22 protein-coding genes and 1 riboswitch are annotated in these 26087 nt (G+C 75.6%); of the genes, 10 read left to right on the top strand and 12 right to left on the bottom strand.

Going from position 1 to position 26087, the window contains the following annotated elements; all coding sequences use genetic code 11:
* Positions 1-42: 42 nt before the first annotated feature.
* The 12 genes from cobJ to SCATT_RS04775 form a co-directional block, all read right to left on the bottom strand.
* The gene (gene cobJ / locus SCATT_RS04830) at positions 43-1740 is read right to left on the bottom strand and encodes a precorrin-3B C(17)-methyltransferase (RefSeq protein ID WP_014141812.1); all 1698 of its coding nucleotides are present in this window, start codon (positions 1738-1740) and stop codon (positions 43-45) included.
* Positions 1741-1782: 42 nt separating this feature from the next.
* A complete protein-coding gene (cobM, locus tag SCATT_RS04825; protein WP_014141811.1) occupies positions 1783-2583 on the bottom strand; it encodes a precorrin-4 C(11)-methyltransferase in 801 nt (266 codons plus the stop codon).
* Positions 2580-3308: a precorrin-2 C(20)-methyltransferase gene (gene cobI, locus SCATT_RS04820; protein WP_014141810.1), complete on the bottom strand. Its 729-nt coding sequence runs from the start codon at positions 3306-3308 to the stop codon at positions 2580-2582. The genes cobM and cobI overlap by 4 nt, the downstream gene beginning before the upstream one ends.
* Positions 3305-4696 carry a cobyrinate a,c-diamide synthase gene (locus SCATT_RS04815; RefSeq protein ID WP_173405624.1) on the bottom strand — a complete coding sequence of 464 codons (1392 nt, stop codon included), beginning with the start codon at positions 4694-4696 and terminating at the stop codon, positions 3305-3307. Before SCATT_RS04815 ends, cobI begins: the two co-directional genes overlap by 4 nt.
* Positions 4690-5286 (bottom strand): cob(I)yrinic acid a,c-diamide adenosyltransferase, encoded by a 597-nt coding sequence (cobO, locus tag SCATT_RS04810; protein WP_014141808.1) that lies wholly within the window; start codon positions 5284-5286, stop codon positions 4690-4692. Before cobO ends, SCATT_RS04815 begins: the two co-directional genes overlap by 7 nt.
* Positions 5286-7343, bottom strand: a complete 2058-nt coding sequence (locus SCATT_RS04805) for a putative cobaltochelatase (protein ID WP_014141807.1) — start codon at positions 7341-7343, stop codon at positions 5286-5288. The genes cobO and SCATT_RS04805 overlap by 1 nt, the downstream gene beginning before the upstream one ends.
* Positions 7340-10972, bottom strand: a complete 3633-nt coding sequence (cobN, locus tag SCATT_RS04800; RefSeq protein ID WP_173405676.1) for a cobaltochelatase subunit CobN — start codon at positions 10970-10972, stop codon at positions 7340-7342. Before cobN ends, SCATT_RS04805 begins: the two co-directional genes overlap by 4 nt.
* A gap of 23 nt (positions 10973-10995) precedes the next feature.
* Entirely contained in the window at positions 10996-12504 is a 1509-nt protein-coding gene (locus tag SCATT_RS04795; protein WP_014141805.1) for a cobyric acid synthase, read from the bottom strand.
* On the bottom strand, positions 12501-13439 hold the full coding sequence (locus tag SCATT_RS04790; protein ID WP_014141804.1) for a cobalamin biosynthesis protein: 939 nt from the start codon (positions 13437-13439) through the stop codon (positions 12501-12503). The genes SCATT_RS04795 and SCATT_RS04790 overlap by 4 nt, the downstream gene beginning before the upstream one ends.
* Before the next feature lie 121 nt (positions 13440-13560).
* Positions 13561-13685, bottom strand: a riboswitch (cobalamin riboswitch).
* 151 nt (positions 13686-13836) lie between these two features.
* Positions 13837-14058, bottom strand: coding sequence for a hypothetical protein (locus tag SCATT_RS04785; protein WP_014141803.1), 222 nt, complete (start codon positions 14056-14058; stop codon positions 13837-13839).
* Entirely contained in the window at positions 14055-15326 is a 1272-nt protein-coding gene (locus tag SCATT_RS04780) for an inorganic phosphate transporter (RefSeq protein WP_014141802.1), read from the bottom strand. Before SCATT_RS04780 ends, SCATT_RS04785 begins: the two co-directional genes overlap by 4 nt.
* 214 nt (positions 15327-15540) lie before the next feature.
* Positions 15541-16932 carry an NAD(P)/FAD-dependent oxidoreductase gene (locus SCATT_RS04775; protein WP_014141801.1) on the bottom strand — a complete coding sequence of 464 codons (1392 nt, stop codon included), beginning with the start codon at positions 16930-16932 and terminating at the stop codon, positions 15541-15543.
* Between the two features lie 133 nt (positions 16933-17065).
* Between SCATT_RS04775 and SCATT_RS04770 the strand changes: the two genes are divergently transcribed.
* The 10 genes from SCATT_RS04770 to SCATT_RS04725 all read left to right on the top strand — a co-directional run bounded on the left by SCATT_RS04770 (position 17066) and on the right by SCATT_RS04725 (position 26080).
* On the top strand, positions 17066-17716 hold the full coding sequence (locus SCATT_RS04770) for a class II aldolase/adducin family protein (protein WP_014141800.1): 651 nt from the start codon (positions 17066-17068) through the stop codon (positions 17714-17716).
* A gap of 81 nt (positions 17717-17797) precedes the next feature.
* Positions 17798-18934 carry an alpha/beta hydrolase gene (locus SCATT_RS04765; protein ID WP_014141799.1) on the top strand — a complete coding sequence of 379 codons (1137 nt, stop codon included), beginning with the start codon at positions 17798-17800 and terminating at the stop codon, positions 18932-18934.
* A 152-nt stretch (positions 18935-19086) separates the two neighbouring features.
* Complete coding sequence (locus SCATT_RS04760) at positions 19087-20454, top strand: hypothetical protein (RefSeq protein WP_173405623.1); 1368 nt, start codon at positions 19087-19089, stop codon at positions 20452-20454.
* Positions 20455-21073: 619 nt separating this feature from the next.
* On the top strand, positions 21074-22672 hold the full coding sequence (locus SCATT_RS04755; protein ID WP_014141797.1) for an ABC-F family ATP-binding cassette domain-containing protein: 1599 nt from the start codon (positions 21074-21076) through the stop codon (positions 22670-22672).
* Between the two features lie 447 nt (positions 22673-23119).
* The gene (locus SCATT_RS04750) at positions 23120-23341 is read left to right on the top strand and encodes a helix-turn-helix domain-containing protein (RefSeq protein ID WP_014141796.1); all 222 of its coding nucleotides are present in this window, start codon (positions 23120-23122) and stop codon (positions 23339-23341) included.
* Between the two features lie 114 nt (positions 23342-23455).
* Positions 23456-24265 (top strand): enoyl-CoA hydratase/isomerase family protein, encoded by an 810-nt coding sequence (locus SCATT_RS04745; protein ID WP_014141795.1) that lies wholly within the window; start codon positions 23456-23458, stop codon positions 24263-24265.
* A 184-nt stretch (positions 24266-24449) separates the two neighbouring features.
* Complete coding sequence (locus SCATT_RS04740) at positions 24450-24902, top strand: Asp23/Gls24 family envelope stress response protein (RefSeq protein WP_014141794.1); 453 nt, start codon at positions 24450-24452, stop codon at positions 24900-24902.
* A gap of 34 nt (positions 24903-24936) precedes the next feature.
* Positions 24937-25143 carry a hypothetical protein gene (locus SCATT_RS04735; RefSeq protein ID WP_014141793.1) on the top strand — a complete coding sequence of 69 codons (207 nt, stop codon included), beginning with the start codon at positions 24937-24939 and terminating at the stop codon, positions 25141-25143.
* Positions 25140-25541 (top strand): Asp23/Gls24 family envelope stress response protein, encoded by a 402-nt coding sequence (locus SCATT_RS04730; RefSeq protein WP_014141792.1) that lies wholly within the window; start codon positions 25140-25142, stop codon positions 25539-25541. Before SCATT_RS04735 ends, SCATT_RS04730 begins: the two co-directional genes overlap by 4 nt.
* On the top strand, positions 25538-26080 hold the full coding sequence (locus SCATT_RS04725) for a DUF6286 domain-containing protein (RefSeq protein WP_014141791.1): 543 nt from the start codon (positions 25538-25540) through the stop codon (positions 26078-26080). Before SCATT_RS04730 ends, SCATT_RS04725 begins: the two co-directional genes overlap by 4 nt.
* Positions 26081-26087 lie beyond the last annotated feature (7 nt).

The following is a 26087-nucleotide window of genomic DNA, read 5'->3' as shown; positions in this document are numbered from 1 at the left end:
GGTCTCCTTGCTCGTTGCGACGGGAAGCGGGGACGGAAGCGGTCAGCTCTGCCAGCGGTAGCCGCGCGGGGTCACCATGCGGCCGGCCACCTCGCGGGTGGCGGTGTTGCCGACGGTCACCACGGTCACCATGTCCACCGTGGTCACGTCGAGCGCGGCCAGCGTGGTGACCTCGCCGCGCTCGTCGGGGCGCGAGGCGGCGTGCACCACGCCGACCGGGGTGCCGGGGGAGCGGTGGGCGGCCAGGATCTCCAGCGCCTTGGGCAGTTGCCAGTCGCGGCCCCGGCTGCGCGGGTTGTAGAAGGTGACCACCAGATCGGCCTCGGCCGCCGCCCGCACCCGCCGCTCGATCACCTCCCACGGGGTGTGCAGGTCCGACAGGCTGATCGAGACGTGGTCGTGGCCGAGCGGCGCGCCCAGCACCGCCGCCGCGGCCAGCGCCGCGGTCACCCCGGGCACCCCGGTCACGTCGATGTCCGCGGTCGCCTCGGCCAGCGCCGGCGACGCCATCGCGTAGACCCCCGCGTCACCGCTGCCGATCAGCGCCACCGCGTGCCCGGCCCGGGCCTGCGCCACCGCCGTGCGCGCCCGCTCCTCCTCCGCGCCCAGCCCGGACTCCAGCACCCGGGTGCCCGGCCGCAGCAGATCGCGGATCTGGTCCACGTACTGGTCCAGGCCGACCACCACCGACGCGCGCCGCAGTTCGGTACGGGCCCGCGGGGTGAGCAGGTCGCGGGCGCCGGGGCCGAGGCCGACCACCGCGAGCCGGCCGCGCGGACGGCGCCGGGCCACCGCGGCGGTGGCCATCGCGGCCCGCCCCTCGGGGGCCGACTTCCGCTTGGGGACCAGGAGTTCACCGCCGGGCGCGGCGGCCAGCGCGGCGGCCTCGGCGACCGACGGGGTGCCCACCGCGGCCAGCGGCGCGGCCGACGGGTTGGGCACCTCGATCGCCTCCAGCGCCGCCGCCGGATACGTCAGCAGCGGCACCCCGAAGTGCTCCGCGGTCGCCACCACGCCCGGCTCGTCCGCCTTGGCGTCGACGGTGGCGAGCGCGGCCACGCTGCGCGCCGACAGCCCCGCGCCGGCCAGCGCCGACTCCACCAGTTCCCGCACCTCCCGGGTCGGCGCCCCCCTGCTGGCGCCCACCCCGACCACCAGGGACGGCGGACGCAGCACCGCGGTGCGCCCGTCCAACTCCTCGACCCGGTCGCCGACCACCAGCCGGACGTCACTGTCAGTGGTCGCCGTTACGTTGGGTGGCAGAGCAGGAAGGGGGTGGACGTCATGGGCGTCCAGTCGTACCGGGTCACCGTCGAGCATCGCGCGGCTCACCGCCGCCACCGCGCCCTCCACCGGCCAGCCCAGGGTGTCCAGCCCCGGCAGGCCGACCGCGTCGGTGGCCGTGGTCACCACCGGGCGGCAGCCCAGCACCTCGCCCACCGCGTGCGCCAGTTCGTTGGCGCCGCCCTCGTGGCCGCCCAGCAGGGCCACCGCGTGCTGCTGCGCCTCGTCCACGCAGACCACCCCGGGGTCGGTGGCCTTGTCCGCCAGCAGCGGCGTCACCAGCCGCACCACCGCGCCGGTGGCCAGGAAGCACACCAGCCGGTCGCACTCGGCGAAGGCGCGGGCGACGGCCTCCTTGACCGGGCCGTCGTAGACGGCGGTGGTCTCCGGCCAGGCGGTGGCCAGCCGGTCGCGGGCGGCGGCGCCGGCCGCGGTGGCGGCGATCAGGCCGATCACGTGAGTGCTCCTTCGTCGGGGGTCGTTCGCGGTGCCGAGGGGTTACCCGCGCGAGGCGCGCAGCGCCTTGCGGGCCGCCGGGTCGGCCTTGCGGTAACCGTGGAAGTGCCCGGGGTGGTACAGGTGGGAACGGGTGCCGGTGGCCGACAGCGCCGGGCCGACGAGGAACAGCGTGTGCTTCCACAGCTTGTGTTCCTTGACGGTCTCCTCCAGCGTGCCGACGGTGCAGCGCAGCACCAGCTCCTCCGGCCAGGTGGCCTGGTAGGCGACGATCACCGGGGTGTCCGGCGGGTAGCCGCCCTCGGTCAGCTCGGCCGCCAGCTGTCCGGACCGGGCCGCGGAGAGGAAGACCGCCATCGTGGTGCCGTGCCGGGCGAACTCCCGGACCTCCTCACCCGGCGGCATCGGCGTCTTGCCGCCGCCCAGCCGGGTCAGGATCACCGACTGCGCCACCTCCGGCACGGTCAGCTCCCGTTGCGCCACGGCCGCCACCGCGGAGAACGCCGAGACCCCCGGCACCACCTCGGTGGCCAGCCCCAACCCGGCGCAGTGGTCGAGCTGTTCCTGGGTGCCGCCCCACAACGCCGGGTCGCCGGAGTGGATCCGGGCCACCCGCAGCCCCTCCTCGGCGGCCCTGCGGTAGACGGCCACCACGTCCTCCAGCGACATCGCCGCCGAGTCCAGGATCTCCGCCCCGGGCCGCGCGTGCTCCAGCACCTCGGCCTGCACCAGGCTGGCCGCCCAGATCACCACGTCGGCCTCGGCGATCGCCCGCGCCGCCCGGAACGTCAGCAGGTCGGCCGCGCCCGGCCCGGCCCCGACGATCGTCACCTTGCCGGTCACAGCTTGCCTCCTCGGCTCTCCCGGCGGGCGGGAGCGATCAGCGTGGACAGATACGGCAGCGGGCCGTCGAGCAGCTCCGACGCCGGGCGGATCGACTCCTCCGGCAGACCGAGCGCCGACCCCCACACCGCGTCCTCGGTGCGGCCGGTCTCCCGCAGCACCCCGGCCACCTCCTCGGCCAGCCGGCCGAACTTGTACGCCACCACCGTGCCCGGCCCGGTCAGCGCCTCCTTGAGCACCGCCGAGCCCGCGGTCACCGGCACCAGGGTCAGCGGCTCGGTGCCCTCGGTGAGCACCGCGCCGGAACGGGCCGCCAGGTCCTGCATGGCGGTGATACCCGGCACCGTCTCCACCACCAGCCCGGGCACCAGCGCGCAGACCGTCTGCGCGAGGTAGGTGAACGTCGAGTACACGTTGGGGTCGCCGATGGTGGCGAAGGCCACCGTGGCGTGGTCGCCCAGCAGCCCGGCCACCCGCCGGCCGGCCGCGTCCCAGGCGGCCTCCCGACGGGCCCGGTCCTGGCGCTCGTTGAGCGCGAAGACCACCCGCACCACCTTGGCGGCGTCCACGTAGTGCAGCACGGTGGCCTCCGCCCGGCCGCGCTCCAGGGTGTCCATCACGGGCACCACCACCACCTCGGCCGACCGCAGCGCGGCCACGCCCTTGACCGTCACCAGCTCCGGATCGCCGGGGCCCACCCCGACCCCGATCAGACGGCTGCTCATGCCGCGCACCTCTCGACGAACCTGCGGGCGATCGACGGTTCGGCCGCCCAGTGCACATGGAGATAGGAGGCGTGCACGCCCTCATGGACAAAGCCCTCGCCCCGGCGCCGCGGCCCGGTCAGCCCCCAGGCGGGGCCGGCCGGCGGCTCGCCCGACCCCGGCTCGGTCACCGTGCGGTGGAACTCGTGGCCGCGCACCCGGGTGCCGGCCGCCGCCAGCACACTGTCCCCGAGCGCCACCGCCTCCCGGTAGCCCAGGGTCAGCCGTTCCGCCATCCGGGCCCGTACGTCCAGCACCCCGCACATCGGCCGGCCGTCCAATTCCCGCGCCAGGTACAGCAGTCCGGCGCACTCGGCGGCCACCGGGCCGCCGGCGGCGGCGAACGCGGCCACCGCGGCCCGCAACGGCTCGTTGGCCGACAGCTCCGGGGCGTACACCTCGGGGAAGCCGCCGCCGATCACCAGCCCGGCGGTGCCCCGTGGCAGCCGTTCGTCACGCAGCGGGTCGAACGCCACCACCCGGGCGCCCGCGGCGGTCAGCAACTCGGCGTGCTCGGCGTAGGAGAAGGTGAACGCCGGCCCGCCGGCCACCGCCACCACCGGCCCCGGCGCCCCGGCACCGCCGCCCGCCCCGGGCCCGGCCACCGCGCCGCCGACGGCGACCGCCGCCTCCCACGGCGGCACGTCCAGCGGCGGCGCGCTGCGGGCCAGCGCCAGCAGCGCCTCCAGGTCGCAGCCGGCGGCGACCCGGCCGGCCATGTCCCGTACCGCGGCCACCGCCTCGGCACGCCGCTCGGCCACCGGCACCAGGCCCAGGTGGCGGGCGGGCGTCACCAGCGAGGCGTCCCGGCGCAGCACCCCGAGGACGGGCACCCCGGAGGCGTCCAGCGCCTCCCGCAGCAACTCCTCGTGGCGTTCGGAGCCCACCTTGTTGAGCACCACGCCGCCGATCCGCACCTCCGGGTCCCACGACGCGAAGCCGTGCACCAGGGCGGCCACCGAACGCGACTGCGACGAGGCGTCCACCACCAGCACCACCGGCGCCCGCAGCACCTTGGCCACCTGCGCCGTCGAGGCCGTCTCGCCCAGCCCGGCGGCGCCGTCGTAGAGCCCCATCACGCCCTCGACCACGGCGACCTCGGCACCGGCCGCGCCGTGCCGGAACAACGGCGCGATCCGCTCCGGGCCGCACAGGTAGGCGTCCAGGTTGCGCCCCGGGCGGCCGGTGGCCAGCGCGTGGTAGCCCGGGTCGATGTAGTCCGGGCCCACCTTGTGGCCGGAGACGGCGAGGCCGCGCGCGGCCAGGGCGGCCATCAGCCCGGTGGCCACCGTCGTCTTGCCGCTCCCGGAGGCCGGCGCGGCGACGACCAGCCGGGGAACGTTCACCACTCGATGCCCCGCTGGCCCTTCTGCCCGACGTCCATCGGGTGCTTGACCTTCGTCATCTCGGTCACCAGGTCGGCCGCGTCCAGCAGCGGCTGCGGCGCGTTGCGGCCGGTGATCACCACGTGCTGGGAGCCGGGCCGGTCGCGCAGCACCGAGATCACCTCGTCGGTGTCGACCCAGCCCCAGTGCATCGGGTACGCGAACTCGTCGAGCACGTACAGCTGGTACGTCTCGGCCGCCAGGTCACGCTTGACCTGCTCCCAGCCCTCCCGGGCCGCGTCCTCGCTGGAGGCGATGTCGCGCTGCACCCACGACCAGCCCTCGCCCATCTTGTGCCAGGTGACGGCGCCGCCCTCGCCGGAGTCGCCGAGCACCCGCAGCGCCCGCTCCTCGCCCACCCGCCACTTGGCGGACTTGACGAACTGGAAGACCCCGACCGGCCACCCCTGGTTCCAGGCGCGCAGCGCCAGCCCGAAGGCCGCCGTGGACTTCCCCTTGCCGGGTCCGGTGTGCACGATCAGCAACGGCCGGTTGCGCCGCTGCCGGGTCGTCAGCCCGTCGTCCGGTACCACACTCGGTTTGCCCTGCGGCATTACGCGGCCCTCCTCGCGTCCCGTACCACGGCGGACACGGTGTCCGCGCGCAACTCCTCCAGCGTCACCGCGGTGCCCGCCAGGTCGCGGGCGAGCGCGCCCGCCAGACCCAGCCGCACCGGCCCGGACTCGCAGTCCACCACCACCGAGGCCACCTGGTCGGCGGCGAGCTGCCGGGCGGCCCGGGTGGCCAGCGCCACCGGTTCCGGCCCGCCGGTGGCCCGGCCGTCGGTCACCACCAGCAGCAGCGGGCGCCGTGCCGGATCCCGCAGCCGCTCCACCCGCAGCACCTCCCGGGCCTTGGCGAGCCCGGCGGCCAGCGGGGTACGGCCACCGGTGGGCAGCCGCTCCAGCCGGGCGGCCCCGACCTCCACCGACGAGGTGGGCGGCAGCGCCAGCTCGGCGCCGGTGCCCCGGAAGGTGATCAGCCCCACCTTGTCGCGCCGCTGGTAGGCGTCGAGCAGCAAGGAGAGCACGGCGCCCTTGACGGCCGTCATCCGCTGCCGGGCCGCCATCGAGCCGGAGGCGTCCACCACGAAGAGCACCAGGTTGCCCTCGCGGCCCTCGCGCACCGCCTGGCGCAGGTCGTCCTTGCGCAGCACCAGCCCCGGTCCGCTGCGGCCCCGGGCGCGCTGGTGCGGCGCGGCGGCGTGCACGGTGGCGGCCAGGTGGAGCCGGGTGAGCGGGCCCTGCGGGCGGCGGGCGCCGATGGTGCGGCCATGGTCGGTACGGGCCCGGGAACGCCGCCCGGCCGCCCCGTCGCCGAGGCCGGCCACGGTCAGGGTGCGGGCCTTGAACGGCTCTCCGGCCGGGGCCGCCGCCTGCTCACCGCCGCCGCTGCCCGCGCCGCGCGGCTCGCCCTCGGCCGCCTCGTTCCCGGTCGCCTCGCCCGGTCCGGGCGTGGGGGAGGGGGAGGGCGGTGGCGACTGGCCGTCGTCCTCCCCGGACTCGCGCGGGGGCTGTCCGCCGGGGCCGTCCGGCCCGCCGCCGCCCGGCCCGTCGGGGCCGTCCGGTCCGTCCGGGTCCGGGTCGTCGTCGCCGCCGAACTCCCGCAAGGTGTCGTCGAGTTGCCGCTCGTCCAGGCCCGGCGCGTCGAACGGGTTGCGGCGGCGCCGGTGCGGCAGCGCCAGCAGCGCGGCCTGCCGCACGTCCTCGGCGAGCACCTGGGTGCGGCCCGCCCAGGCGGCCAGCGCGGTGGCGGTACGGGCGGTGACGATGTCGGCGCGCATCCCGTCCACGTCGAACGCGGCGCACACCGCGGCGATCTGGCGCAGCGCCGCGTCACCGAGCACCACCGACGGCAGCAGCGCCCGCGCCGCGGCGATCCGCTCGCGCAGCGCCTCCTCCTCGGCCGCCCAGCGCGCCGCGAAGGCGGCCGGGTCGTCGTCGTAGGCGAGCCGGCGGCGCACCACCTCGACCCGCTCGTCCGCCTCCCGCGAGGCGGCCACCTCCACGGTGAGCCCGAAGCGGTCCAGCAGCTGCGGACGCAGCTCGCCCTCCTCCGGGTTCATCGTGCCCACCAGCAGGAAGCGGGCCGCGTGGCGCACCGAGACGCCCTCCCGCTCCACGTAGCAGGCGCCCATCGCGGCGGCGTCCAGCAGCAGGTCGACCAGCGCGTCGTGCAGCAGGTTGACCTCGTCGACGTAGAGCAGCCCGCGGTGGGCCGCGGCCAGCAGGCCCGGCTCGAAGGCCTTCTTCCCCTCGGCGAGGGCGCGTTCGATGTCCAGGGCGCCGACGAGCCGGTCCTCCGAGGCGCCGACCGGCAGCTCGACCATGCGGGCCGCACGGGTCGCGCCGCCCGCGTCCGCCGGGTGCGGGCCGTCCGGGCAGCCCGGGTCGGGCGCCGCCGGGTCGCACGAGAAACGGCACCCGGGGACCACCTCGACCGGCGGCATCAGGGCCGACAGCGCCCGTACCGCGGTCGACTTGGCGGTCCCCTTCTCACCGCGCACCAGCACCCCGCCCACCGCCGGGGAGACGGCGTTGAGCAGCAGCGCCAGCCGCAGATCGGCCATCCCGACGATCGCCGTGAACGGGTAAGGGGTGGTGGTGCTCATGCGTCGCCGCCCTCCAGATCGCCTTCGAGTTCCAGGTACGTCTCGCGCAGCCGCTCCAGCGTCTCCGCGTCCGGCTCGGCCCACAGGCCGCGCTCGGCGGCCTCCAGCAGCCGCTCGCTGATCCCGCGCAGCGCCCACGGGTTGGACTTCTTCATGAACTCGCGGTTCTCCGGCGCGAAGACGTAGGCGCTCGCGAGCTTCTCGTACATCCAGTCGTCCACCACGCCGGCCGTGGCGTCGTAGCCGAAGAGGTAGTCCACGGTGGCCGCCATCTCGAAGGCGCCCTTGTAGCCGTGGCGCCGCATCGCCGCCATCCAGCGCGGGTTGACCACCCGGGCGCGGAAGACCCGGTGCGTCTCCTCGGCCAGCGTGCGGGTCCTGACCTGGTCGGTCAGCGCGCTGTCGCCGACGTACGCCTGCGGGGAGGCGCCGGTCAGGTGGCGGACCATGGCCACCATGCCGCCGTGGTACTGGAAGTAGTCGTCGGCGTCGGCGATGTCGTGCTCGCGGGTGTCGACGTTCTTGGCGGCCACCTGGATCCGGCGGAAGGCCGCCTCCATGTCACCGCGCGCCGGGCTGCCGTCGAGGCCGCGGCCGTAGGCGTAGCCGCCCCACACCGCGTAGACCTCGGCGAGGTCGGCGTCGGAACGCCAGTTGCGGGCGTCGATCAGCGGCAGCAGACCGGCACCGTAGGCGCCCGGCTTGGAGCCGAAGATCCGGGCGGTGGCGCGCCGCCGGTCGCCGTGGGCGGCGGTGTCCTCGTCGGCGTGCGCCCGTACGTAGTTGGCCTCGGCGTCCTCGTCGAGTTCGGCGACGGCCCGCACCGCGTCGTCCACCAGGGCGACCACGTGCGGGAAGGCGTCCCGGAAGAAGCCGGAGATGCGCACCGTGACGTCGACGCGGGGGCGGCCCAGTTCGGCGGCGGGCACGATCTCGAACCCGGTCACCCGGCGCGAGGCGTCGTCCCACACCGGACGGCACCCCAGCAGCGCCAGGATCTCGGCGATGTCGTCGCCCTGGGTGCGCATGCACGAGGTGCCCCACACCGTCAGCCCCACCGACCTGGGGTAGGCGCCGGTGTCGGCGAGGTGGCGGGCGAGCAGCGAGTCGGCCAGCGCCGAGCCGACGTCCCAGGCGAGCCGGGAGGGGATCGCCTTGGGGTCCACCGAGTAGAAGTTGCGCCCGGTCGGCAACACGTTGACCAGGCCCCGGGTGGGCGAGCCGGACGGGCCGGCCGGGACGTAGCCGCCGCGCAGCGCGCGCAGCACGTTCTCGATCTCGTCGTCGGTACGGGCCAGCCGCGGCACCACCTCGGCGCAGGCGAACTCCAGCACCCGCACCGCGTCGGGGATGTCGCGCCCGGTCACCTCGGCCACCACCGCGGCGGCCTCGGGGACGGCCCAGTCGCGGGCCTCCAGCGTCTCGGCGAGCCGCCGGGCGACCCGTTCCAGCAGGTCGATCGCGTCCGAGGCGGTGCGCGCCGGGCCCTCGGCCAGCGCGGTCAGCGCCTCCGGAACCGCCACCCGGGCCCCCGGCTCGGCCAGCAACTCCCGTTCCACCAGCCCGTATTCGGCCGCCAGCGACGCCCGCAGCCCCGGCAGAGCCCCCGCGGTTCCACCCCAGATCTGCGCCGACCGCAGCACCGCCAGCACCAGGTTGACCCGTGCCTCGCCGACCGGGCCGCCGCCCAGGATGTGCAGGCCGTCACGGATCTGCACGTCCTTGATCTCGCACAGCCAGCCGTCGATGTGCATGACGAACTCGTCGAACTCGTCCTCATCGGGCTGCTCGTCCACCTGGAGGTCGTGGTGGAGCTCGGCGGCCCGCACCAGCGTCCAGATCTGGCCGCGCACGGCCGGTGCCTTCGCCGGGTCCAGGTCGCTGACGAGCGCGTACTCGTCCAGCAGTTGCTCCAGCTTGGCGAGGTCGCCGTAGGAGTCGGCGCGGGCCATCGGCGGGACCAGGTGGTCGACCACGGTGGCGTGGCCGCGCCGCTTGGCCTGGGTGCCCTCACCGGGGTCGTTGACGATGAACGGGTAGACCAGCGGCAGTTCGCCCAGCACCGCGTCGGGCGCGCACCCCCGGGACAGGCCGAGTCCCTTGCCCGGCAGCCACTCCATGGTGCCGTGCTTGCCCAGGTGGACGACGGCGTCGGCGCCGAACGACCGCTCCAGCCAGCGGTAGGCGGCCAGGTAGTGGTGGGAGGGCGGCAGGTCGGGGTCGTGGTAGATGGCGATCGGGTTCTCCCCGAAGCCGCGCGGCGGCTGGATCATGATCACCACGTTGCCGAAGCGCAGCGAGGCCAGCACGATCTCGTCGCCGTCCACGTAGAGCGAGCCCGGCGGCTCCCCCCAGTGCTCCAGCATCGCCTCGCGCAGCGCCGGGTCGAGCGTGGCGAACCACTCCCGGTAGTCCGCCAGCGGAACCCGCGCCGGGGCCGCCGCCAACTGCTCCTCGGTGAGCCATTCCACGTCGTGGCCGCCGGCCGCGATCAGCCGGTGGATCAGCTCGTCGCCGTCGTCCGGGTGGTCGCCGGTGTCGTACCCGGCCGCCCGCAGCGCGTCCAGCAGCCGCACCGCGGAGGCCGGGGTGTCCAGCCCGACGGCGTTGCCGACCCGGGAGTGCTTGGTGGGGTACGCGGTGAAGACCAGGGCGAGCTTCTTGTCCGCGTCGGCCTTGTGGCGCAGCGCCGCGTGGCGCACCGCGATCCCGGCCACCCGCCCGGCCCGCTCGGGGTCGGCGACGTAGACCGGTACGTCGTCGTCGCCGGTCTCCTTGAAGGAGAACGGAACGGTGATCAGCCGGCCGTCGAACTCCGGGATGGCCACCTGCATCGCCGCGTCCATCGGGGTCAGCGCCGCGTCCGACGCCTCCCAGGCCGCCCGCGACGAGGTGAGGCAGAGCCCCTGGAGCACCGGCACGTCCAGCTCGGCGAGCGCGCCGACGTCCCACGCCTCCTCGTCGCCGCCGGCCGAGGCGTCCGAGGCGACCGTGCCGCCGGCCGCGAGCACCGTGGCCACCAGCGCGTCCGCCCGCCCCAGCAGTTCGTACAGCCCCGGGTCGGCACCGCGTAGTGAACCGCAGTACACCGGCAGCGGATTGGCGCCCTTGGCCTCGATCGCCTCGCACAGGGTGTCCACGAACGCGGTGTTGCCGGAGAGTTCGTGGGCCCGGTAGAAGAGCACGCCGACCGTGGGGCGGTCCTCCTTGAGCTGGTAGGAGCCGTGCACCCCGTAGGCGGGCATCGGCTCCGGCGGGGCGAACCCCTCGCCGGTCAGGGCCACGGTGTCGGTCAGGAAGCGGGCCAGCTCGGCGAGGTTGCGCGGGCCGCCCTCGACCAGGTAGCGCAGCGCCTCGGCCACCACGCCGGCCGGCACCGAGGACATCGCCATCAGCTCCGCGTCCGGCACCGCCTCGCCGCCCAGCAGCACGGTCGGCACCCCGCTCGCGGCCAGCGCCGCCAGCCCCTCCTCCCAGGCCCGTTTGCCGCCCAGCAGCCGGACCACGGCGACCGTGACGCCGTCCAGCAGCGCGGGCAGGTCCTCCGCGGTCAGCCGGGTCGGGTTGCCGGTCCGGTAGGCGGCACCGCAGGCCCGGGCGGCCAGCAGGTCGGTGTCGGCGGTGGACAGCAGCGCAACGGTGTGCTCGTTGTTCACGGTGCTCCCGGGGGAAGGAAGGGGAGGCCGGCCGGAACGCCGTCCTCGATCAGCCGCAGCAGTGCCGCGGTGTCCGCGTGCTCCTCGATCAGATCGCCGAGCCGGTCGAGCTGCTCCTCGCGCAGCGCGCCGAAGGAGGTGTCCGGCGCGGGGACGAAACGGCGCCCCGCCGCCTTCGCCACCCGGCGCAGGAACGCCCGGCGGAAACCGTCGCTCTCCAGCGAGCCGTGCCAGTGGGTGCCCCACACCGCGCCGACCCGGCAGCCGTCCAGGAACGCCTCGTCGCCGCCGCGCACCTCGGCCACCCCGTGGTGGATCTCGTAGCCCTCCACGGGTTCGCCGAACTCCTTGCCGGACGGCCGGGCCAGCGTCTTTTCGGCGGCGAACCGCACCCGTACCGGCAGCACGCCCAGCGCCTCGACGGTGCCGGCGCGGGACTCGACGTCGTCCTCGACGACCTCGCCGAGCATCTGGAAGCCGCCGCAGATGCCCAGCACCGGACGGCCCTCGGCGGCCCGGCGCACCACGGCGTCGGCCAGCCCGCGCTCCCGCAGCCAGGCCAGCGCCCGTACCGTGCCGCGGGTGCCGGGCAGCACCACCAGGTCGGCGTCGGCCAGCTCCTCGGGGCGGTCCACGAAGCGCACCACGACCCCGGGTTCGGCGGCGAGCGCGTCCACGTCGGTGAAGTTGGACATCAGCGGCACCGCGGCCACCGCGACCCGCAGCACGTCCTCCCCGTACGGGGGCGTCACGGCCGACTCGCGCACGGTGCCGCGCAACGACACCCGCAGCCCGTCCTCCTCGTCGATGCCCAGGCCGTGCCGGAACGGCAGCACCCCCAGCGTCTGACGGCCCGTCAGTTTCCGGAGGCTCTCCAGCCCCGGCTCCAGCAGCGTCACGTCACCGTGGAACTTGTTGACCAGGTAGCCGGCGATCAGCGCCTGGTCCTCGCGGTCCAGGAGCGCGGTGGTGCCGAAGAACGAGGCGAAGACCCCGCCGCGGTCTATGTCGCCGACCACCACCACCGGCAGCCGCGCGGCCCGCGCCAGCCCCATGTTGACGATGTCGCTGCGCCGCAGGTTGATCTCGGCCGGGCTGCCGGCCCCCTCGCAGATCACCACGTCGTGGGTACGGCGCAGTTCGGCCAGGCAGTCGGTGACGGTGCCCAGCAACTCCCGCTGCCGCCCGTCATGGTAGCCCCGTGCGCTCAACTCACCCACCGGCCTGCCCAGCAGCACCACCTGGCTGCTGCTCTCCCCGCCCGGCTTGAGCAGCACCGGGTTCATCAGCGCCGTCGGCTCCACCCGCGCGGCCTGCGCCTGCATCGCCTGGGCCCGGCCGATCTCGGCGCCGCCGCGGGTGACGAAGGAGTTGAGCGACATGTTCTGCGCCTTGAACGGCGCCACCCGCACACCCCGCCGCACCAGCCACCGGCAGATCCCGGCGGTCACCACGCTCTTGCCCGCGTCCGAGGTGGTCCCGGCCACCAGCAGTCCGCCTGTCACCGACGCCTCCTCGACACCAGCCCCGCACCGGCGCAGACCGCCAGCGCCAGCAACCCCACCCGGCGCGACAGCCGCACCGCGCGCTCCACATCGGCCACCTCGACCGGCCGCCCGGCCGCGCCCAGCACCGGCCGGTGCTCCACCCGCCCGCCGTACGACAGCGTGCCGCCCAGCCGGACGCCCAACGCGCCCGCGAACGACGCCTCCACCGGCCCCGCGTTGGGGCTCGGGTGGCGCCGTCCGTCGTCCCGCCACACCCGCCAGGCGCCGCGCGGATCGGGTCCGGCCACGGTCGCCAGCAACGCGGTCAGCCGGGCGCCCGGCCACCCCAGCACGTCGTCGAGCCGGGCCGCCGCCCAGCCGAACCGCCGGTAACGCGGCGAACGGTGACCCACCATCGCGTCCAGCGTGTTGACCGCCCGGAAGGCGGCGAGCCCCGGCACCCCGCCGATCGCCCCCCACACCAGCGCGCCGACCACCGCGTCGGAGGTGTTCTCGGCCACCGACTCGACCACGGCACGGGCGATCTGCGGCCCGTCCAGCGCCTGCGGATCCCGGCCGCACAGGTGCGGCAGCCGTTCCCGGGCCGCCGTCAGGTCCCCGTCCGCCAGCGCCGCGGCCACCGCCCGGGCCTCCCGCCCCAGCGACGTACCGCCCAGCACCGACCAGGTCACCACGGCGCCCAGCGCGGTGGCGGCCAACGGGGAACGGCGGGTCAGCCGCTCGGCGGCGTACCCGGCGGCCAGCACCCCGCCCGCGCACACCGCGGTGAAGAGCGCGCCCCGGCCCCGGTCGTCCCGCCACAGCCGGCGCTCCGCCGCCGAGGCGGCCCGGCCGAACGCGGCCACCGGATGCGCCCGGCGCGGGTCACCGGCGAGCAGGTCGCAGGTGTAGCCCAGGGCGGCGCCGTACGCGAAGAAGCGATCGGCACGCATCGGTTCAGTCCGCCGTCGCGCCTCGGGACGGCCTCGTCGGCAGGGGTGGGGGCGGTGTGCCGGGCATGGCAGAAGTCCTCACTCAGGGTCCGCGCCCTGGTTCGACGTGACCGGCGACGAGAGTCTCCTGGCTCCCGGATCGGCACGCCCCCGGCCTTCCAGCCGCTCACGCGGCCGTGACGCTCGGGTGGGGACGTGCTCCCCGGTGACAGTGGCGGGACCGCGCCGGATTCGCACCGGCTTCCTCTGCTGTCGCCGTTGGGCATAGCGCCGTATGGCACCGCGAAGTCCACCATGGGCCGCGAACGCGCGTCAACCTTGTGTGAGCGCCCCCACGGGGTGTATGCGCAGGTGGAGACGGGAAGGCCGGCCCGACGCACGGGCCGGCCACGGCGGTTCAGCCGACGATGAGCCAGATCCCGTAGGCCACCGCCGCCGTGCACAGCGCGAAGCACAGGTAGGCGCCCGCCCGCCGGGCTGAGGCGGTCTGACCGCCGGGGCCCGCCGGGGCCTGCTTCGCCAGCCCCGCCACGCCCAGCGTGAACAGCGCGACCAGCGCCACCGTGACGCCCACGCCGACGCCGAGCACCGAGGCGAAGCCCGCCCAGTCGATCTTCACAGCAGCGCTTCCTTCTGTGCGGCGGCCGGGGCGGCCGGGACCACGGGGGGAACGGAGGCCGCCGGCGCCGGCAGCACGGCCGTCAGCGGCGCGACGGGCGCCACGGCCGGGGCGAACGGGTCGAAGCCCTCCTCGGCGGCTTCGGCGGCGGGCTCCGCCACCGGCGCCACGTCGTTGACGTTGGTGTGGTCCACCGGCTTGCGCTGTGAGACCAGCCACGCGGCCAGCCCCACCGCCAGCCCGATCGCGCCGACCACGATCACGCCCCAGGTGCCCTGCTCGGACAGGAGGGCGGCGCCGGACGCCACGAGCCCGGCGGCGGGCAGCGTGATCACCCAGGAGGCGGCCATCCGGCCGGCCGTGCCCCACCGCACCACGGCGCCCTTGCGGCCGACCCCGGCCCCGAGCACCGCGCCGGAGCACACGTGCGTGGTGGAGAGCGCGAAGCCCAGGTGGGACGAGGCGAGGATCACCGTCGCGGCCCCGGTCTGGGCGGCGAAGCCCTGCTGCGGCTGGATGTCGGTGAGCCCCTTGCCCAGGGTGCGGATGATCCGCCAGCCGCCGACGTACGTACCCAGCGCCATGGCGGCACCGGCCGCCACGATCACCCACAGCGGCGGGTCGGCGTGCGGCGCCACCAGGCCGCCGGTCACCAGCGCCAGGGTGATCACGCCCATCGTCTTCTGCCCGTCGCTGGTGCCGTGGGCCAGCGAGACCAGCCCGGCCGAGGCGATCTGCCCGGCCCGGTAACCCTTGGCGGTGGCCGCCGGGTCCGCGCCGCGCCCGATCCGGTAGGTCGCCCGGGTGGCCAGCGCCGAGGCGATCCCGGCGATCAGCGGGGAGGCCACCGCCGGGATCAGCACCTTCATCACGATCGCGTCGGCGTGCACCCCGTGGACGCCCACCGAGGCCAAGGTGGCCCCGATCAACCCGCCGAACAGGGCGTGCGAGGAACTGGACGGCAGCCCGGCCAGCCAGGTCACCAGGTTCCACACGATCGCGCCGATCAGCCCGGCGAAGATCACTTCCGGGTGCACCCCGGCCTTCTCGTCGATGATGCCGCCCGAGATGGTCTTGGCGACCTGCACCGACAGGAACGCCCCGGCCAGGTTGAGCACCGCGGCCATCGCCACGGCCGCTCTCGGCTTCATCGCCCCGGTGGAGATGGTGGTCGCCATGGCGTTGGCGGTGTCGTGGAAGCCGTTCGTGAAGTCGAACACGAGCGCGGTGACGATCACGACTCCGACGAGCAACGTGATGTGGTCCATTCACCCAGGCAATCGTTCGAGCGGGCAGAGACGCGGCGACCGTACGGACCGAGAATGAACGGAAGGTGAACTGACGGCATCCTCCCGGCGGTCACCGCGACCCCTTCACCATCGCACCCCCCGACCGGCCCGCCAGGGCGCGCTGAGGCGACGGGCGGTGCGGCCGGCCCCGCCGCACGCCTGAGCGCCCGCGCGGGCGGCGGAACACCCGGCGCTAGCCCCGCCCGGAGATCCGGTCCGCCAGCCGGGCCACCGGGTCCGTGTGTGCCGTGCGGCCGGCGCGCTCGCGGCGGTCGGCCGTCCGGTAGGCGGCGTACAGGGTGTGCACCCCGAGCCAGCGCAGCGGCTCCGGCTCCCAGCGCCGTACCCGGTGGGAGACCCACGGCAGCGTGGTCAGCCCGGTCGCCCCGCCCTGTCCGGAGTCGAGCCGCACCAGATCGCACAGGGTGCGCGCGGCCAGGTTGGCGGTGGCCACCCCGCTGCCCACGTAACCCCCGGCCCAGCCCAGCCCCGTGGTGCGGTCCAGCTCCACCGCGGCGCACCAGTCCCGCGGCACCCCCAGCACCCCCGACCAGGCGTGGTCGACCGCCGCCCCGGCGGCGGCCGGGAAGAGACGCACCAGGATCTCCCGCAGCGCCGCCACGGTGGCCGGCCGGGTGCGCCCGTCGTTGTCGGTGCGCGACCCGAACCGGTACGGCACCCCCCGGCCGCCGAGCGCGATCCGGCCGTCCTCGGTGCGCTGCGCGTACATGTACGCGTGCGCCAGGTCGCCCAGCGTCTCGCGGCCCTCCCAGCCGATGCGCTCCCACACCCGCTCCGGCAGCGGCTCGGTGACGATCATCGAGGAGTTCATCGGCAGCCAGGTGCGCCGCTGCCCCTCCAGTGCCGCCGTGAACCCCTCGGTGCACCGCAGCACGTACGGCGCCCGCACCGTGCCGTACGGGGTCCGCGCCTGCTGGGCGCGGATGCGGGTCACCGGGGTCGACTCGTGGATCACCACGCCCAGCGCCTCCACCACGGCGGCCAGCCCCCGCACCAGCCGCACCGGGTCGAGGCGGGCGCCGTGCGGGGTCCAGGTGGCACCGGCGGCCCCGGCCACCCGGATCCGCTCGGCGGTCTCCCGTGCCCCCAGCAGTACCCGGTCGGTCTCCCCGAACGCCACCTCGGCCGCGTGGAACGCCTTCAGCCGGGCCAGCTGCGCCGGGCAGGTGGCCACCTCCAGCACCCCGCCCTTGTGGACCCCGGCGTCGATGCCCTCCTCGGCGGCGACCCGGATCACCTCGTCCACGGTGTCGTTCATCGCCCGCTGCAACCGCACCGCCGCCTCCCGGCCGTGCAGCCTGGCGTACCGGTCGCGGCCGGCCACGCCGTTGTAGAGCCAGCCGCCGTTGCGTCCGGAGGCCCCGTAACCGCAGAAGTCCTTCTCCAGCACGGTGATCCGCAGGAACGGCGCCGCCTTCTTCAGGTAGTACGCCGTCCACAGCCCGGTGTAGCCGCCGCCGACCACGCACACGTCGGCCGTGGCGTCCCCGGGCAGCGGCTCGCGCGGCGCGGGGAGCCCGTTCGCCGCGTACCAGTAGGAGATGCCGCCGTTGACGGTCGTCATGCCCAGCTCCCGCCCCGATGATGCTGCCGTTCGTGGTGGCGGACGTTACTGCTCCTGTCAGGGGCCGATCAATGGACAACGTGTCAGGATCAAAGGGCTCCGGTGCGGCGGACGACAAGAGAGGCGGGGCGGCATGGACTGGTACAAGGACCTCGACGACGCCTGGCGCGACCTCGTGGCCGTCGCCCGCCGGACCGCGGCGGACGGCCTGGTGGTCGGCACCTCCGGCAACGTCTCGGTGCGCGTCGGCGACCTGGTGCTGGTCACCCCGAGCGGGGTGCACTACGACCGGCTCCGGCAGCGGGACCTCACCGCCGTCGACCTCTCCGGCAAGCAGCGGTTCGGCCGGCTCCGCCCCACCAGCGAGGTCCCGATGCACCTGGCGGTCTACCGGGAGACCGACGCCCGGGCCATGGTGCACACCCACGCCGCCCACGCCACCGCCGTCTCCACCCTGGTGGACGAGGTCCCCCCGGTCCACTACATCTGCGCCGCCCTCGGCGGACCGGTACGCGTCGCCCGCTACGCCACCTTCGGCTCCCCGGAACTCGCCGACGCCATGCTGGAGGCGCTGCGCGACCGCACCGGCTGCCTGCTGCGCAACCACGGCACCGTGGTGACCGGCCGCACCCTGGACGAGGCGTACGACAACACCCGGCAGCTGGAATGGATGTGCCGGGTCTGGCTCGCCGCCGCGGCCGTCGGCACCCCGGCCGTGCTCTCCCCGGCCGAACTGGCCGAGGCCGGCCATGAACTACGCCATTACGGGCAGTCGCAACGGTAGGACCGGCGCCCCGGGCACCACCCGTCCGGTCCGCCTCCGGTGGCCCGCCCCGGGGCCGCCCGCGACCCTGGAGAAATGCGTATGCGTACGGTGCGTACCGCGGCGCTGCTCGCCGCCACCTGTGCCGGTGCCGGTCTGGCCACCGTGGCCGCCGGCCGGTACGTCTGCGATCTGGCGCTGCGGCCCCGGCACGGCGGCACCGCGCTGGCCGGCCCGCCCGCCCAGCAGGCGCCCCCGCTGACCGTGCACCGCGTCGAACCCGGCCGGATCACCCTCAGCCGCTGCCTGACCTCGGTGCGCCCGGGGCGCTACGGGCTCGCCGGGGCCGGCTGCCACGCCGTGGTCGGGCCGGTGGTGGAGACCCGTCCCGACTCGGTCACCCGCGAGCTGGAGAGCGTCCAGTTCGGCGACTTCCGGCCGGGCACCCGGGTACGGATCACCCCGCAGCTCCACACCGGCGACCCCGCCCAGGCGCACGGCGTCGCCTTCCACGACGTCACCGTGGACGGCGAACTCGGGCCGATGCCCGCCTGGTTGACGGACGGGGCGCGGGACACCTGGGTGATCGCCGTGCACGGGCTGGGCACCACCCGGGAGCACCCGCTCAACCTGCTGCCGTTCTGGCGGCGCGCCCGGATGCCGGCGCTCCTGATCAGCTACCGCAACGACCCCGGCGCCCCGGACTCCGCCGACCGCATCGGCCACCTCGGCGACACCGAGTGGGCCGACGTGGACGCCGCGCTGCGGTACGCCGTGCGCGGCGGTGCCCGGCGCGTGGTGCTGCACGGCTGGTCCACCGGGGCCGCGATGGCGCTGCGGGTGGCCGACCACTCGCCGCTGCGCGGCCACGTCAGCGGCCTGATCCTCGATTCGCCGGTGCTGGAGTGGCAGGCCGCGGTGCGCGGGGTGGCCCGCAGCCACCACGTGCCCGACGCCCTGGTGCCGCTGGCGGTCCGGGCCGCCCAGGGACGTACCGGCCTGCACGCCGAGCGGCTCGCCGACTCCGCCGAGCCCGACCGGCTCACCGTGCCCACCCTGGTGGTGCACGGCCCCGACGACACCATCGCCCCCTGGGAACCCTCCCGCGAGCTGGCCGCCCGCCGCCCCGACCTGGTCACCCTGCGCACCGTCCCGCGGGCCGAGCACCAGGCGATGTGGAACGCCGACCCCACCGGCTACGAGGAGGCCCTGCGGCGCTTCCTGACCCCGCTGGTCTAGCCCGGGCGCGCCCGCCCGGCCGGCCGGGGCCGGGGTCCCGCGTCCGGCCCAGGGCCCGGGGACGGTTGCGTCGCCGCAGGTGACGGCGGTGTGGCGGAGGGTCGGCGGATGCTCGTTTGGGTTTCCGGGGGCTCACCCGTAAGACTGCTGTCGTGACGTCTCGTTCCCAGCGTGACACCAGGCTCCGGCTCGTATCCCCCCGGCCCGTTCCCAACGTGCGCCGGGCCACCGCGGCCAGGCGCGCCGGGCCGCCCCGTCCCCCCGAGGGCACCCCGGCGCCGGACGAACTCGCCGCCCAGGCCCGGGCCGTACTGGCCGACGCGGTCCGCCTCGCCCGCTGGACCGCCACCGTCGGCGGCCGGGCCGCCCCGCCCAGGCCCGCCCCCGGCGGCACCCTGCCCGACCCGGAACTCCAACGCGCCGCCGCCGCACTGGAGCTGACGCCGCGTCAGGTCCAGGTCGGATGGGACCGCGCCCGGCTGGCCGGGCTGGTCGAGCTGCGCGACGGCGCGGCCCACCCCGGCTGGCGGCTGAGCGCCTGGGACCGGGACGACACCGCCGTGCTGCGCGGCTGGGTCGCCCTCTTCGACGCCTGGTCGCTGTGTCACCCCGCCCCCTGCGGCTCCGACCACGCCCTGGTCGCCGAGGTCGTCGAGGCCGCCCCGCAACTGCTCTCGCTGCTCCACCTGTCCTCCGGCCCGGTGGCCGTCCCCGTCCTGCTCGACCTGCTGCGCCAGCGGGTGGCCGAACTGCGTACCGAACGCCACGAGCCCCCCGCCGACGGCGGCGCCGACCCGCTGCCCGGCCTCCTCGACTGGACGCTGGACGCGCTGGTCGAGGTGGGCGCGCTGCGTCCGCGCGCCGGGGACGGGGAGGTGGCGCTGACCCCGCTCGGCAACTGGGCGGTGTGGGTCAAGCTGGAGCAGATCTGCGTGGCCGCGCAGGGTCCGGCCGGGCACATCGAGCAGTCCGCCGAGGACCTGCTGCGCGCCTGCTCGCACTACTCGCCCGGCCCGGCCCGGGTGGAGTACCGGGCCTGGCTCGCCGCCCGTCCGGTCGGCCAGGCCGTCGCCGAACTGCTCCAGGTCGCCCGGGGCGACGACGCCCTGCTGCGCGGTCTCGCCTTCGAGGCGCTGCGGACCGTGGGGGCCCCCGCCGAGCCCGCGGTCAGCGCGGTCGTCGACGAGCCCCGGCTGCGGCCGTACGCGCTGCTGTGGCTCGCCGAGCAGCAGGGGTGCCCGCCGGAGGAGCAGATGGCGCTGCTCACCCGCGAGGAGGCCACCTGGCTCTGGGTGGACACCGCCGCCGCCGTCGCCGACCACGGCGAGGGCCACCTGCTCCTCGCCCACCTCGACACCGCCGTCCAGGGCTCCGTGCCCCGCCTCCTCGACGAGATCCGCGAAACCGGCCACCCCCGCATCGTCCAGGTCCTCGTCGCCCTCGCCGCCGCCCTGCCCGACCCCGCCCTCGCCAAGATCGTCCGCCGAGCCGCCTTCGAGGTCCACACCGGCGGCGAATAGCCCCGTCCGGGCCGGGGCGCCCCGGCGTGTGGCCCGTCCCCGGCGGGGGCCCGCCCCGGGGCCGGGCCGCGGTGCCCTCGGACGGTGGCCTCCGCCCGGGCTGCCCGCGCGGGCCCGGGGCCCGGTGCCTCGATACGGCCCCCGCCCGGCCCCGCCCCTGTTGGCCCGGGTTTCGGCACCCCGGACGTCCGGGCCGCCCCGGAGGCCGAAACGCGGTGCCCTCGGGCGGTGGCGTCGGCCCGGTGCCTCGGGCGTTCGGCCCGTCCCGGTCGGGAGCCGGTCCCGGGTGGCCGGGCCGTGGGGCGCCCGGACGGCGGCCCCGGTCCGTGGCCCCCGCCCGGGGCCCGGTACGCCGGACGCTTGGCCTGCCCCGGCCGGGACCGGCCCCGGGGCTTCCGGGGCGCGGGGGCCGGCGCCGGGCGGGGCCTGCAACCGCTTCACCCGGCCTCCGCCGGGCCGGGTAATGCGGTTGCAGGCCACCGGTAGACTGGCTCCATGGCAGTTCTTCTCACGGATTAGACGGCTGTGACGCCGCTCGCCCGCCCGTGTCCGCGGCGGGCTTCTTCACGCGGCGACGAACCCGTCCGCATGCCGTCCCTTCCCGCCAGGAGCCCGTTCCGTGATCACCGCCACCGGCCTTGAGCTGCGCGCCGGCGCCCGTGTCCTCATCGAGTCCGCCACCTTCCGCATCGCCAAGGGCGACCGCATCGGCCTGGTCGGCCGCAACGGCGCCGGCAAGACCACGCTGACGAAGGTGCTCGCCGGGGAGGGCCAGCCCGCGGCGGGGACGGTCGCCCGCTCCGGGGAGATCGGCTACCTGCCCCAGGACCCGCGCACCGGCGACCTCGACGTCCTCGCCCGCGACCGCATCCTCGCCGCCCGCGGCCTCGACGTCGTCCTGCGCAAGATGCGCGAGAACGAGGAGCGGATGGCCAACGGCAAGGGCGCCACCCGCGACAACGCCATGAAGAAGTACGCCCGCCTGGAGACCGAGTTCCTCACCCGGGGCGGTTACGCGGCCGAGGCGGAGGCGGCCACCATCGCCGCCGCGCTGGGGCTCCCCGACCGGGTGCTCGGCCAGCCGCTGCACACCCTCTCCGGCGGTCAGCGCCGCCGCGTCGAACTGGCCCGGATCCTCTTCTCCGACGCCGACACCCTGCTGCTGGACGAGCCCACCAACCACCTCGACGCCGACTCCATCAGCTGGCTGCGCGACTACCTCAAGACCTACAGCGGCGGCTTCGTCGTCATCTCGCACGACATCAACCTCGTCGAGACCGTCGTCAACAAGGTCTTCCACCTGGACGCCAACCGCTCGGTGATCGACGTCTACAACATGGGCTGGAAGCTCTACCAGGCCCAGCGCGAGGCCGACGAGCGGCGCCGCAAGCGGGAGCGGGCCAACGCCGAGAAGAAGGCCGCCGCGCTCAACGCCCAGGCCGACAAGATGCGCGCCAAGGCCACCAAGACCGTCGCCGCGCAGAACATGGCGCGCCGCGCCGACAAGCTGCTCGCCGGGCTGGAGTCGGTGCGCCAGTCCGACAAGGTGGCCAAGCTGCGCTTCCCGGAGCCCGCGCCGTGCGGCAAGACCCCGCTGATGGCCACCGGGCTCTCCAAGTCCTACGGCTCGCTGGAGATCTTCACCGACGTCGACCTCGCCATCGACAAGGGCTCCCGGGTCGTCATCCTCGGCCTCAACGGCGCCGGCAAGACCACCCTGCTGCGTCTGCTGGCCGGCGTCGAACAGCCCGACACCGGCAAGGTCGAACCGGGCCACGGCCTCAAGCTCGGCTACTACGCCCAGGAGCACGAGACCCTCGACCCGGACCGCACGGTGCTGGAGAACATGCGCTCCGCCGCGCCCGACATGGACCTGGTCGAGGTCCGCAAGATCCTCGGCTCGTTCCTGTTCTCCGGGGACGACGTGGACAAGCCGGCCGGGGTGCTCTCCGGCGGCGAGAAGACCCGGCTGGCCCTGGCCACCCTGGTGGTCTCCAGCGCCAACGTCCTCCTGCTCGACGAGCCCACCAACAACCTCGACCCGGCCAGCCGCGAGGAGATCCTCGGCGCGCTCCACTCGTTCACCGGCGCCGTGGTGCTGGTCACCCACGACGAGGGCGCGGTCGAGGCGCTCCAGCCGGAACGGATCATCCTGCTCCCGGACGGCGTCGAGGACCTGTGGGGCGACGAGTACGCCGACCTGGTCTCGCTGGCCTGACGCCCAGGAGGACACCACGGGGCGGGGACGCCCCTCGCGCCGCCGGACCCCGCGTCCGGCGGCGCGTCCCGTTCCGCGCCCGCCGCGGGTCGGCGTCCGCCGGTCGGCCCTGTGGATCATTCGGCCGATGCGTGATCCGTCATCTGCGTGAGGATCCCTCGTACCCCCTGCCCGCCTCACCCGCACGGGTGGTTGTCCGCGATGATCAGCGGTGAATGGCCCCCGTGCTCCTTACTCACCGTGATGACCAGCGAATTCGCCGCGCCATCCGGTCCGGGCGCGGAATGCCGCGCGGACGGAATTCCCGGCGGGGCCGGGCAATGCCACGGGCAATCGAATCCGGCCGGACCCGATGTTGTTTTCACGGACCTTGTCGAATGGGTGGCCAGGAAGCGCCCGAGGGGTGATCATGAGAGTCCAGAGCGCACTTCCCTAGAGGAGGCACGGGTGGCCGAGACTCTGAAGAAGGGCAGCCGGGTGACCGGCGCCGCGCGCGAAAAGCTCGCGGCAGACCTGAAGAAGAAGTACGACTCCGGTGCGAGTATCCGGGCATTGGCCGAAGAGACCGGCCGTTCCTACGGATTCGTGCACCGGATGCTGAGCGAGTCCGGTGTGACTCTGCGCGGTCGTGGAGGCGCCACCAGGGGCAAGAAGGCGGCGACGGGCTGACCCGGCCGGGACACCTCCGGCCGGTGTCGGCCGGGCACCCGCGGTGCGAACGCGGGCGGCAGTGGCGGTTACTCTTCGGTAATCAACGTCCGCCGGCCGCTCGGAGGTACCCCGATGTCCGAACCCGCCCCCGCCGTATCCGCCCCGGCACTGCTCGACCGTGACGGCGTACGGCTCACCGTGGACGGCGCCGTCGCCACCGTCACCCTGGCCAACGCGGCCAAGCGCAACGTCCAGTCGCCCGCCCTGTGGCGGGCCCTGGCCGAGGCCGGCCGGACGCTGCCGGGCAGCGTCCGGGTGGTGGTGCTGCGCGCCGAGGGCGTCTCGTTCTCGGCCGGCCTCGACCGGCAGGCGTTCACCCCGGAGGGCATAGCGGGCGAGCCGTCGTTCCTCGACCTCGCCCGCGGTGACGCCGCCGAGCTGGACGCGACGATCGCCGCCTACCAGGAGGCGTTCACCTGGTGGCGGCGGAACGACGTCATCAGCGTCGCCGCCGTCCAAGGGCACGCCATCGGTGCCGGGTTCCAGCTCGCCCTCGCCTGCGACCTGCGGGTCTGCGCCGACGACGCGCAGTTCGCGATGCGCGAGACCAGCCTGGGGCTCGTCCCCGACCTGGCCGGCACCAAGCCGCTGACCGAACTGGTGGGGTACGCCCGGGCGTTGGAGATCTGCGTCACCGGCCGCTACGTCCAGGCCGCCGAGGCCGAGCGGATCGGCCTGGCCAACCTGGTGGTGCCCGGCGGCGAACTCGACGCCGCGGTGGCCGACCTGACCGCCGCGCTGCTCGCCGCCCCCCGGGACGCGGTCATCGAGACCAAGGCGCTGCTGCGGGACGCCGCCCCGCGCGGCTACGACGAGCAGCGCGCCGCCGAGCGGGCCGCCCAGGGCCGCCGGCTGCGCGACCTCGCGGGCGTCGGCGAGTAGCCCCGCCCCCCACCTCCACACCACGGCAGCCGCCGCACCGCGAGTCCCGGTGCGGCGGCTGCCGTTCGACGTCGGGCGTGCCCCGGACGGCGGCGCGCCGCCCCCGCTCGCCGCGCGGCACCCCGCGAAGGCGCCTAGGGTGGGCCGCGGGCGGGGCGTCCGACGTGCGACGAAGGGACTCGCCATGACCGACAGCGCGCAGCAGGCGGCGACCGGTGCCGCCCGTTCCCGTACCGGATCCGGCGTCGCCCCCGGCGAACGGGGGCGCACCACCATCGCCGACGGGGTGGTCGAGAAGATCGCCGGCCTCGCCGCCCGCGAGGTGGTCGGGGTGTACGCGATGGGCAGCGGCTTCGCCCGCACCCTCGGCGCGGTACGCGACCGGGTGCCCGGCGGCGCCAGGTCCGCCGCCCGGGGCGTCAAGGCCGAGGTCGGCGAGGTGCAGACCGCCCTCGACCTGGACATCATCGTCGACTACGGGGTCCCCATCGCCGACGTGGCCCGGGCGGTACGGGAGAACGTGATCGCCGCCGTCGAGCGGATGACCGGCCTGGAAGTGGTCGAGGTCAACGTCGCGGTGGACGACGTGAAGCTGCCCGACGAGGAAGAGGAAGAACCGGAGCCGAGGATCCAGTGAGACCGGTGCGGCGGCGCGACGACGGGAGCGGACGATGAGCATGGCCGTGGTGGGGCTGGCCGCCGGGATGGCCCTGGGTTTCGCCGGGTACTTCGGCGGTTTCTGGGCCTTCCTGCTGGTGGCGGCGCTCGGCGCGATCGGGCTGCTGGCCGGTCGGCTGGTGGAGCGCGGTTACCGGCCGGGGGAGTTCTTCCAGGGCGGTGACCTGGGCGGCGAGTACGGCCGGGAGCGCCGCCGGTGAGCACCGCGGAGCACGGCGGACCGGTGGCCGCCGCCGAGCGCGGCGCCCTGCGGATCGCCGACCGGGTGATCGCCAAACTCGCCGCGCACGCCGCCCGGGAGGCGCTCGGCGGGGCCCCGGGGCACGAGCACGTACCGCACCGCCACCGCCGTCCGCGGGCCTGGGTGACCGTCCACGCCCCTCGCCGGCGCCGCGGCGGCCGGGGACGGGCCACCATCCGGCTCGCGGTGCACCTGGGCTACCCCGCCGACCTGGCCGCGGTGGGCACCCGGCTCGGGCGGCACGTCGCCGAACGGGTCGGCGCCCTCGCCGGGGTGGACGTCACCGAGGTCGCGGTCGACGTCGAACGGCTGCACTCCGGCGCCACCACCGCCGCGGGCACCGGGAGGGTGCGGTGACCGCCCGGCGCCTGTGGGCGTCGCGCCGCGTCCCGGCCGGGCTCGTCGCGCTGGCGGTCCTGGTGGTCGCCGGCGCCCTCCTGTACGACATCGCCGCGGTACGCGCCGGGCGCCCGGCGATGGCCTGGCGCCGCACGGTCGCCGGCGAGCTGGCCCGCCGCCGGCTGGACGACGTGTGGGTGCTCACCGGCGCCGCCGTGGCCGCCTTCGCCGGGCTGTGGCTGATCGCGCTGGCCGTCACCCCCGGGCTGCGCGCGCTGCTGCCGCTGCGTACCCCGGGCCGTCCGCTGCGCGCCGCGGTCGACCGGTCCACCGCCGCCTGGCTGGTCCGCGACCGTACCGTGGCCGTCGCCGGGGTGCGGGCCGCGCGGGTGCGGGTCGGCCGGCGGCGGATCCGGGTCCGGGCGGACGCGCACTTCCGCGAGCTGCCGCGGGTGCGGGCGGACGTGACGGCGGCGCTGGCGCGGACCGTCGGCGTCCTGGGCGGCGTGCCGCGTCCGGCGGTACGCGTCCGGGTGCGCCGCGCGAAGCGGGGGTGAGCCGGCG

Origin of the sequence: Streptantibioticus cattleyicolor NRRL 8057 = DSM 46488, from assembly GCF_000240165.1 — a bacterium.
Taxonomy (GTDB): domain Bacteria; phylum Actinomycetota; class Actinomycetes; order Streptomycetales; family Streptomycetaceae; genus Streptantibioticus; species Streptantibioticus cattleyicolor.
This window is presented reverse-complemented; position numbering and strand designations above follow the sequence as displayed.

Excerpts from the sequence above, each read along its gene's own strand:
- cobI (WP_014141810.1), bottom strand. The coding sequence starts at position 3,308 with ATGAGCAGCCGTCTGATCGGGGTCGGGGTGGGCCCCGGCGATCCGGAG.
- cobO (WP_014141808.1), bottom strand. The coding sequence starts at position 5,286 with ATGCCGCAGGGCAAACCGAGTGTGGTACCGGACGACGGGCTGACGACC.
- SCATT_RS04805 (WP_014141807.1), bottom strand. The coding sequence starts at position 7,343 with ATGAGCACCACCACCCCTTACCCGTTCACGGCGATCGTCGGGATGGCC.
- SCATT_RS04790 (WP_014141804.1), bottom strand. The coding sequence starts at position 13,439 with ATGCGTGCCGATCGCTTCTTCGCGTACGGCGCCGCCCTGGGCTACACC.
- SCATT_RS04780 (WP_014141802.1), bottom strand. The coding sequence starts at position 15,326 with ATGGACCACATCACGTTGCTCGTCGGAGTCGTGATCGTCACCGCGCTC.
- SCATT_RS04775 (WP_014141801.1), bottom strand. The coding sequence starts at position 16,932 with ATGACGACCGTCAACGGCGGCATCTCCTACTGGTACGCGGCGAACGGG.
- SCATT_RS04770 (WP_014141800.1), top strand. The coding sequence starts at position 17,066 with ATGGACTGGTACAAGGACCTCGACGACGCCTGGCGCGACCTCGTGGCC.
- SCATT_RS04765 (WP_014141799.1), top strand. The coding sequence starts at position 17,798 with ATGCGTACGGTGCGTACCGCGGCGCTGCTCGCCGCCACCTGTGCCGGT.
- SCATT_RS04745 (WP_014141795.1), top strand. The coding sequence starts at position 23,456 with ATGTCCGAACCCGCCCCCGCCGTATCCGCCCCGGCACTGCTCGACCGT.
- SCATT_RS04740 (WP_014141794.1), top strand. The coding sequence starts at position 24,450 with ATGACCGACAGCGCGCAGCAGGCGGCGACCGGTGCCGCCCGTTCCCGT.
- SCATT_RS04735 (WP_014141793.1), top strand. The coding sequence starts at position 24,937 with ATGAGCATGGCCGTGGTGGGGCTGGCCGCCGGGATGGCCCTGGGTTTC.